The sequence below is a fragment of the Pseudomonas sp. QS1027 genome (assembly GCF_002814235.1).
Taxonomy (GTDB): Bacteria; Pseudomonadota; Gammaproteobacteria; order Pseudomonadales; family Pseudomonadaceae; genus Aquipseudomonas.
This window is the reverse complement of sequence record NZ_PHSU01000004.1, coordinates 281,925-289,714: the sequence shown is the minus strand read 5'-3', so window position 1 is coordinate 289,714 and position 7,790 is coordinate 281,925. Positions and strand designations below refer to the sequence as shown.

The window sequence follows — 7,790 nt, the reverse complement described above, 5'->3', positions numbered from 1 at the left end:
GGCACAAGATCCTTCTTGTAGGCTGATGAACAGCATATTAAGCAGCAGCCTGCCGACCCTGTCTGTCCCTCAAAACCCCGACAACGACCGTCGACGCTGCCCTGCCAGCCCTTGCGCAGAAGGCTCGGACAGCCATGAAGGCCAATGGCCATAGGGGTTTGCCAGCGTTTGCACTCGACCGAAAAGCCTGCAATTGGCGTCCCTATTTCCCAGTACAGACGTAGGATAAAACCTTAAGATTGAATGTCGGATATCATCAACTGACAAGGGCGACACCCGATATGGAGCCACCCTTCGAACGATCGCCATCAAGGAAGATACCAGCATGAAGCTGACGCACGACCTCACCCACGGACACGATCCGTACCTTTACCTGCGCTTGGGCGAACTGGTTTCCAGCGCCGCCGAGGAGGCCTTTGCCGAGCACATGCTGACGTTCGTCAACAGCCTGGTGCCGATCCACGGCCTGGACCTCAGCGAATGGACCCTGGATGCGGACCGGAGCAGTATCGGCCCGAGCAAATGCCTGGGCAGCGCCGGACAGCCCCACGACCTTTGCGCACCGGACAGCCTCCCCCATCCGCTGCTGCAAAGTGTCATGGAGATGGAGGCGCCGCTGCTGATCCAGCTCAAGACACCGCCCAGCCTGCAACACCCACAGCGCAGCGTTCACCAGTGCAATCTGGTCTCGGGCAGTGGCGATCTGCGCTGGGTCATCTGCTGCCATCGCCTGGCGAGCTTGCGGGCGTTCTCCGTGGCCGAACTGACGCTGCTCAAGAGCCTGTCCGACACCTTGCTACCACTCGTGGCACACCGTGCACAGCTGCTTGCCCAGCCCGGAACACGATGGACCGGCACCACACAGGCCGACTCCGAACTTGAGTCCTTGCATCAGGCTTTCAGCGGACGCCTGGCGCAGGATGCGGTCAACCTGTCGGCGCGCGAGCAGGAGGTCTGCCTGGGCTTGCTGACCGGTATCACCGTGTCGGAAATGGCCCAGCGCCTGAACGTCAAGAACAGCTCGGTGGAAACCTACCTCAAGCGCGCCACCACCAAACTGGGGGTCAGTGGCCGGCATGGCTTGACGCGCTGGATGGCGTTTGTGCCCAGCCGGGCGAAACATGTACCGGCTGTTGCAGCGGAGATGCCTGCCGCACCGGCAGGCAAGACCGGTCCACGAAAGGACCACTATGGATAAGCGCGGGGCCGGTCAAGACTGATGCGCGAGCCACTCACGACCTTGACACGAGTCCCGACAAATCCGCCGCCAGAGTCTCCAGAGTGGGCCTTGTGAGCCCAGGTGCTCGAGCCCGACCCGACAAAGGCGACCCTTTTCGAGATGAGCACAGCTTCGGGATGGGGACGCGTTGCGGGCAATGCCGAACACGGCCTATTGTTAGTCAGCATCCAGCTCCAGAAGCCAGTGCCCAACCTCTGGCAGACGCGGGCCATATGGCCCGCAGCCTGGGTGAGATCAATGCAAAAGAATCACGACCCACGGCTGCGGACTGGAAAAGGGCGACAGATTGATTTTCCTGGTCTGAATATTCGCTAACCGAGTCATCCCCGCTCATCGCTCACCCCCATCTCGAACGTCTGCTTCATTGCGTCGACGATGAAGTCGATAACCCCCCGAATCATCGGCGAATTGCGCAGGTCAGCATGCACGACCAGCCATATGTCGCGATGGAAAGCCTCCCCCTCGAACGGCAATCGTTGCAGGCCAGGCTCTTCCTCGCCCATGAAAAGCGGCAAGCCAGCCACACCGATCCCCGTGAGCGCCGCCACTTTCTGCGTGCTGAGGTCGCTGACTTCACAGACGATCGGTCGATTGGCGGCGACCGTCAGCATCCATTTCTGATGGGGCATATCCGCATACTGTGCGTCATAAATAATGAATCCCCAGTCATCCGGTCGCTGCGCCTGCGGGTAGTCGCGGCTGGCGTATAGACCGAAAGGCATTCGGCCCAACCTTCGCGTGACGTTGCGGGGTTCGCTCGGCCGGAACAGTCGTACGGCAATGTCCGCCTCGCGCCGTCCCAGCGAGACGCTCTGCACCTGGCTGGCAATGGACAACTGGATGCCCGGGTACTGCTGACGAAATACCCCCAAGTGCCGGGCGAAGAAATTGCTGGCGAGGACCGGGGGAACACTCAGGGTCACCCTCCCCGTCATGGAAGGCTGCTCGGCGCGCGTTACGCGCTCCACGGCGAAGGCAGTCGTCTCCATCTGCGCGGCCAACTCGAGCACCTGCCGGCCCAAGGCCGTGAGCTGGCAGGCACGCGGCAGGCGGTCGACCAGACGTACCTGCAGCTCGGCTTCCAGCGCACCCAGACGACGACCGACCGTGGCGTGGTCGACCTTCAGTTGCCGTGCCGCCGCGGAAAGGCTCCCGGTCTGGGCCACGGCGACGAAATAACGCAGGTTTTCCCAGTCAAACATCGGTGCATTTTCTCCGGTTAACTGTGCAGGTTTATGGAGTATTCGAACAGAAGGCCCCTCCGTACGCTACTGGTTTTCCATGTGAAGGAACCTCCCATGCCCAGCCCGATCCGCTCGCATCCCCGCCTGACCCAGGTAGCCACCTGCCTCGGCTTCGTCGTCGTGCTTATCGATGTCAGTGTGGTCAATGTCGCACTCGATGCGCTGCGCTCGGCATTCGGCGCCGACGTCCTGGACCTGCAGTGGGTGGTCAATGCCTACGGCTTGGTCTTCGCCTCTTCACTGCTGCTGGCCGGGGCATTGGGTGATCGGTTTGGCGCCAAGCGCGTATTCATGGCGGGATTCGCCCTGTTCAGCCTGGCCTCCGTCGGCTGCGGCCTGGCGACCTCCCTGGCCGCCCTGATCGGTTGGCGAGTGGCCCAGGGATTGGGAGCCGCGTTGCTGGTACCCACTTCGCTGTCATTGCTGCGCCAGGTGTTCGAAGATCCCGCTGCACGCAGCCGGGCCATCGGCTGGTGGGGAGCCGGTGGTGGTATTGCCTTGGCCGCCGGGCCGGTAATCGGCGGCGTGCTGATAGAGAGCTTGGGATGGCGCAGCATTTTCCTGGTCAACCTGCCCATCGGCGTGATCGGGCTCTGGCTGACCGCGCGTCATGCCCCGGCCTCGGTAGCACAGCGCGGACGAAGCCTCGATCTACCCGGACAGGTCACCGGTGTACTTGCATTGGGGACGCTGACCCTGGCCCTTACCGAAGCCACTGATCTGGGCTGGACCAGCCCCGCTGTCTTGGGCGTACTGGGGCTGTGCGGCGTCTTCAGCGGCGCCTTTCTCTGGCTGGAGGCGCGCAACCCCGAGGCCATGCTGCCGCTGGAATTGTTCCGGGATTGGACGGTCGGCAGCGCGACCGTCATTGGCTTGATCATCAACCTGGTGTTCTACGGAATGGTCTTTACCTTCAGCCTCTTCTTCCAGTCGATCTGGCAATTGAGCCCACAACGTACCGGCCTGGCCTTCCTGCCAATGATGGCGGTGCTGATGCTGATGAACATCCTCGCCGGGCGGCTCATGGGGCGTCTGAGCGAGCAGGCCCTGGTGGTGGCGGGCCTGACGGTTTCTGCCTGCGGTTACGCCCTGATGCTGCCCGCCTTGGCGACGCAGTCCTACACGCTTCTGGTCCTGCCGATGCTCCTTGCCGGCAGTGGCATTGCCCTGGTGATTCCCACTATCACCCAGGCGGTACTGACGGCCGTTCCTGCAAACCGCGCGGGAGTCGCTTCCGGCCTGCTGAATGCGGCACGACAAGTCGGGGGCGTCATGGGGGTGGCGCTCTTCGGCGGCCTGGTCCGGCACGCGCAGCCAGCGCTGTTTATGCTCGGTATGGAGCAGGCGCTGATTGCCTGCGTGGCGCTACTGGCGGTGAGTATTGTGACGGGATTCTTTGGCTTGAGGCATCACCGCGCTCAACGCCTTGCCAACCGTCGTGCCTGCACCTGAGGGTGTTCTCCCTTTCGGGCTTAATTTAGATATAGACGACTGGTCTATTTATTTATATAGTCCGTTTCACGAACACACTCATGACCCTCGTCATACGCCAGCACATCCATGCCACGGCCCCGTTCGAAATCGTTGAAAAGGGGTTCACGGCTGCTGGCCTATCGAGATCCCGCAGTGTGGTCGATGTTTTTTATCCATTTAATAGACGACCGGTCTATTAATACGAATAACGCAACGACCCATTTCGACAGCTACACTCCTCACCTCAACCGACAGGTAGATACCATGAAGATCCTCGTAGTCCTGACTTCCCATGACACCCTTGGCGACACCGGCAAGAAGACTGGCTTCTGGCTCGAAGAGTTGGCCGCCCCCTATTACGCCTTTACCGACGCTGGCGCCGAACTGACCCTGGCGTCGCCCAAAGGTGGCCAGCCGCCGCTTGACCCCAAGAGCAACGAGCCCGACTTCCAGACCGAAGCCACTCACCGTTTCGAAGCCGACGCGGTCGCTGTTCAAGCCTTGGCCAATACCCGTAAGCTGGCTGAGGTCTCCATCGCCGACTTCGACGCCGTGTTCTATCCCGGTGGCCATGGCCCGCTGTGGGATCTGGCGGAAGACAACCATTCCATCGCCCTGATCGAAGCCTCCATCCAAGCGGGCAAACCCGTCGCGGTGGTCTGCCATGCACCGGCGGTACTGCGCCACGTCAAGGGTAGCGATGGCCATCCGCTGGTGGCGGGCAAGGTGGTCACCGGCTTCAGCAACAGCGAGGAAGCCGCCGTGGGTCTGACCGAGGTCGTGCCCTTCCTCGTGGAAGACATGCTCAAGGCCAATGGCGGGCGCTACACCAAGGGTGCCGACTGGCAGTCCCACGTCGAAGTCGACGGGCTGCTCGTCACCGGCCAGAATCCGGCCTCCTCCGAAGCCACAGCCCATGCGTTGCTCAAACTGCTGGCCTGAGAAGGTGTCTGTAGCCTTGCACCACAATGATCGAAATTAGACCAGTCAATTAATACTCGATCAAAAAAATACCCGCCCCCAGAGGCGGGTATTGCATTCCAGGAGAAGTCAGATCCCCAGCATGGCCTTGGTCGTGGCCATGGCATTTTCCAGGGGGCGGCCATTGCGATGCAGCTTGCTCATCAGGCTCGCGCCAAGCCACAGCTGATACAGCGCCGTAGCCGTGCGATGGGCGTTGCCTGACGACAGGGACGCGTCGCGCAGCCCCTGTTCGATACAGTCAGTGATGTGTTCGATGATCCGGTCGGCGCCATCACGCAGGGTGATGCGCATGGGCTCAGAGAGGTCCGCCACTTCGGCGCTCAACTTCACGACCAGACACTTCTGCCCGTCGCAGGGCTCGCCATGGCTGTCCAGCCAATTCTGCCAATAGCCCATGAGGCGTTCGCAGCCACTCTGCCCTGGCGCGGCGAAGCGCTGCTCCATGTCGGCCAGGTAGTGGCGGAAGTAGTCTTCCAGCAGCGACTGGCCGTACTGCTCCTTGGACTTGAAGTAGTGGTAGAACGACCCCTTGGGCACGCCCGCCGTCTGCAGGATTTCGTTGAGGCCGACACCGGTGAAACCTTTGACCGACATCATCCGGTGGCCGGTATCGAGCAGGTGTTGGCGAGTGTCATCATAGCTGGGTTTCATGGTGCGCAGGATATCCAGAACTAGACCAGTCGTCTATATGGCAATTCAGTGACCTCATTATAAGCGTGATCTGCGCAATCGCGCTGAATCAGGAGAGGGGAGCACGAGTCACTCCCCTTCAGGTGAACTTCAGCCCTGGGTCTTGGCGGCCGCCAGGTAGGGTGCCAAGCGCCGTCCCATTTCCTCTCCGAGTGCCTGCAGCGCACTCATGGGGCGGACCATGACTTCGAACTCGATAATCTTGCCAGTCTCGTCGAAACGTATCATGTCGATGCCCTTGAGCTGTCGCCCCGCCACCTCGGCGCTGAACTCCAACACCACACTGAAGCCGTCGGCGGTGACCAGTTCACGATGGTAGGTGAAGTTTTCGAAGACCTTGATGACCGTGCCGAGGATGGTCGAGACCACCAGCACCCCGGGGTATGGGGTATGAGCCATGGGAGAGCGGAACACCACATCTGCCGCCAACAGTTCGGGCAGAGCGGCCAGGTCGCCGTGCGCAACCATGTCATGCCAGTGTTGCAGGGAGGCAGCGGCTTGCGGGTGAAGCTTGAGTTCGGACATCTTGCGTTCCTCGGTATCGTTATTGTTCTGGAGTACGTTCAACGTTCAGCAGCCAGCCCTGACGGTATTGCGGGTTGGCGGAGGGACCTCAGCCTGCATTGAACTGTGCAGTGCAGCCTTATACCCTAGCCGATCAGAGCTTATGCCAAGGATAGTCATGCGCGTCATCGTAATCGGCGGTTTGGGCAACTTCGGAGCGCGTATCTGCCAGCGCCTCGCGCAGGAGCCGGGCTTGACGGTGATAGCTGCCAGTCGCAGCACTGGCGGGAGCGTCCATACCTTCAGCTCCGGTCGGACCGTTGCCACCCTCCCCCTTGATATCAATTCCCCCGACTTCGAAGCCCGTCTCGCCGAAGCTGCACCGGGCCTGGTCATCCACTGTGCCGGGCCATTTCAGGGCCAGGACTATGGCGTCGCGAAGGCAGCTTGTGCTGTCGGCGCACACTACCTTGACCTCGCGGACGGTCGAGACTTTGTCGAGCACTTCTCAGCCAATGTAGACGCTCAGGCCAAATCCGCGGGCGTGTTGGTTATGCCGGGTTGGCCTTTGCACGCTGGAATGACGGCGCATGGCGTAAACAGTTCGGTTGGCAGGACATCCGGCGCTTCAGCTTCGTCGGCTTGTCCCCACGCCTGGGAGCGGCGTGTGATGTGCCAGACCTCGCCCTGTTTCCTGCCCGATACCCGGGTGTCCGCGATGTCGAATTCCATGCGGCGCTGGAACTGCGGATTCAGCATATCTGCCTCTGGTTGGCAGCCGCCTTGCGTCGGCTTGGCTTGCCATTGCCGATCGATCGATGGGCGGCTCGGCTGGATGCACTGTCCGCGCGGGTGCTTGATCCTCTGGGCAGTGACATGGGCGCCATGAAGGTTCAAGTGCGAGGGGTGCTTGAGGGTGGCAAACAAGGTTGTTTGACTTGGCAGTTAACCGCACCGGGCGGGAACGGGCCGGAGATTCCCTGTATGGCGGCGGTGTTGCTCGCCTGCAAATTGGCGAAGAACGAGCTTCACCTGACGGGAGCGTTCCCGTGTATTGGGTTACTGGAACTGGAGGAGTTCGAGGTTGAATTCCAACGCTGGAAATTCACCTCTGCCATTGCCGAGGAAACGCAATGAAGCAACGTCGAATCAGCCTGATCATGCCCTCCTCGGCCGCCGATGCTTTTGAAGCGTTTCACAACCATAGCCTGCGTCGGCAGTGGGATACGTTGCTGTCCCATGCGGCGGTCGAGGGCGGGGGCGATCACCCTTACATCGGCGCAATCACGATCAACCAGGGGCGCGGGTGGAAACGTCTGTTTGCGTTGCGTACGCGTTTCGTTAACTACCGGCCTGCCCAAGTGGCGGCTGCGGTAATAGTGGAGCCGGCGGGATGCTTTCAGTGGTGGGCCGCTTCAATGCGGCATCGTGACCTTGATGATGCCACCTCGGAGCTGATTTATACGTTCAGCGTCCGACTGCGACCGAGGTGGTTGGGGTGGGTGCTGGATCCGCTGGTCAACCGGGTGTTCGAATGGGAAACCCGGCAGCGTTTTGCGGCGATGGCGGCGTACCTGGGTGCTGTTACCAAGGAGCCCGGGGTATGAAAGTCGGATTTCGATAATCCGCCGAAGACTTTCCACCTGTATGAGCGG

Annotated in this window: 8 protein-coding genes and 1 pseudogene; 6 read left to right on the top strand and 3 right to left on the bottom strand. The window is 61.1% G+C overall.

What is annotated here, in order from left to right:
• Window positions 1-325: 325 nt before the first annotated feature.
• Complete coding sequence (locus CWE01_RS05090) at window positions 326-1,198, top strand: helix-turn-helix transcriptional regulator (RefSeq protein WP_100939441.1); 873 nt, start codon at window positions 326-328, stop codon at window positions 1,196-1,198.
• A 362-nt stretch (window positions 1,199-1,560) separates the two neighbouring features.
• On the opposite strand, the gene CWE01_RS05085 is transcribed toward CWE01_RS05090, so the two are convergent.
• On the bottom strand, window positions 1,561-2,442 hold the full coding sequence (locus CWE01_RS05085) for a LysR family transcriptional regulator (RefSeq protein ID WP_100939440.1): 882 nt from the start codon (window positions 2,440-2,442) through the stop codon (window positions 1,561-1,563).
• A 96-nt stretch (window positions 2,443-2,538) separates the two neighbouring features.
• On the opposite strand from CWE01_RS05085, the gene CWE01_RS05080 reads away from it, so the two are divergent.
• Both CWE01_RS05080 and CWE01_RS05075 read left to right on the top strand, forming a co-directional pair.
• Entirely contained in the window at window positions 2,539-3,936 is a 1,398-nt protein-coding gene (locus CWE01_RS05080) for an MFS transporter (RefSeq protein WP_100939439.1), read from the top strand.
• Window positions 3,937-4,221: 285 nt separating this feature from the next.
• Window positions 4,222-4,899: a type 1 glutamine amidotransferase domain-containing protein gene (locus CWE01_RS05075; protein ID WP_100939438.1), complete on the top strand. Its 678-nt coding sequence runs from the start codon at window positions 4,222-4,224 to the stop codon at window positions 4,897-4,899.
• A gap of 108 nt (window positions 4,900-5,007) precedes the next feature.
• Here CWE01_RS05075 and CWE01_RS05070 read toward each other — a convergent pair whose 3' ends face one another.
• Together CWE01_RS05070 and CWE01_RS05065 are read right to left on the bottom strand one after the other, a co-directional pair.
• Window positions 5,008-5,592 carry a TetR/AcrR family transcriptional regulator gene (locus CWE01_RS05070; RefSeq protein ID WP_100939437.1) on the bottom strand — a complete coding sequence of 195 codons (585 nt, stop codon included), beginning with the start codon at window positions 5,590-5,592 and terminating at the stop codon, window positions 5,008-5,010.
• A gap of 129 nt (window positions 5,593-5,721) precedes the next feature.
• A complete protein-coding gene (locus tag CWE01_RS05065; RefSeq protein WP_100939436.1) occupies window positions 5,722-6,156 on the bottom strand; it encodes a nuclear transport factor 2 family protein in 435 nt (144 codons plus the stop codon).
• A gap of 142 nt (window positions 6,157-6,298) precedes the next feature.
• Here CWE01_RS05065 and CWE01_RS33795 point away from each other — a divergent pair.
• From CWE01_RS33795 to CWE01_RS05055, 3 genes and pseudogenes are all read left to right on the top strand, one after another.
• A pseudogene (locus tag CWE01_RS33795) lies at window positions 6,299-6,631 on the top strand (saccharopine dehydrogenase NADP-binding domain-containing protein); the annotation flags it as partial.
• 65 nt (window positions 6,632-6,696) lie between these two features.
• Window positions 6,697-7,272, top strand: coding sequence for a hypothetical protein (locus CWE01_RS33790; protein WP_256579318.1), 576 nt, complete (start codon window positions 6,697-6,699; stop codon window positions 7,270-7,272).
• Complete coding sequence (locus CWE01_RS05055; protein ID WP_100939435.1) at window positions 7,269-7,742, top strand: hypothetical protein; 474 nt, start codon at window positions 7,269-7,271, stop codon at window positions 7,740-7,742. Before CWE01_RS33790 ends, CWE01_RS05055 begins: the two co-directional genes overlap by 4 nt.
• Window positions 7,743-7,790: the final 48 nt, after the last annotated feature.

What these genes read in the sequence shown, in the direction of transcription:
- CWE01_RS05090 (WP_100939441.1), top strand. Translation starts at nt 326, where the DNA reads ATGAAGCTGACGCACGACCTCACCCACGGACACGATCCGTACCTTTAC.
- CWE01_RS05085 (WP_100939440.1), bottom strand. Translation starts at nt 2,442, where the DNA reads ATGTTTGACTGGGAAAACCTGCGTTATTTCGTCGCCGTGGCCCAGACC.
- CWE01_RS05080 (WP_100939439.1), top strand. Translation starts at nt 2,539, where the DNA reads ATGCCCAGCCCGATCCGCTCGCATCCCCGCCTGACCCAGGTAGCCACC.
- CWE01_RS05075 (WP_100939438.1), top strand. Translation starts at nt 4,222, where the DNA reads ATGAAGATCCTCGTAGTCCTGACTTCCCATGACACCCTTGGCGACACC.
- CWE01_RS05070 (WP_100939437.1), bottom strand. Translation starts at nt 5,592, where the DNA reads ATGAAACCCAGCTATGATGACACTCGCCAACACCTGCTCGATACCGGC.
- CWE01_RS05065 (WP_100939436.1), bottom strand. Translation starts at nt 6,156, where the DNA reads ATGTCCGAACTCAAGCTTCACCCGCAAGCCGCTGCCTCCCTGCAACAC.
- CWE01_RS05055 (WP_100939435.1), top strand. Translation starts at nt 7,269, where the DNA reads ATGAAGCAACGTCGAATCAGCCTGATCATGCCCTCCTCGGCCGCCGAT.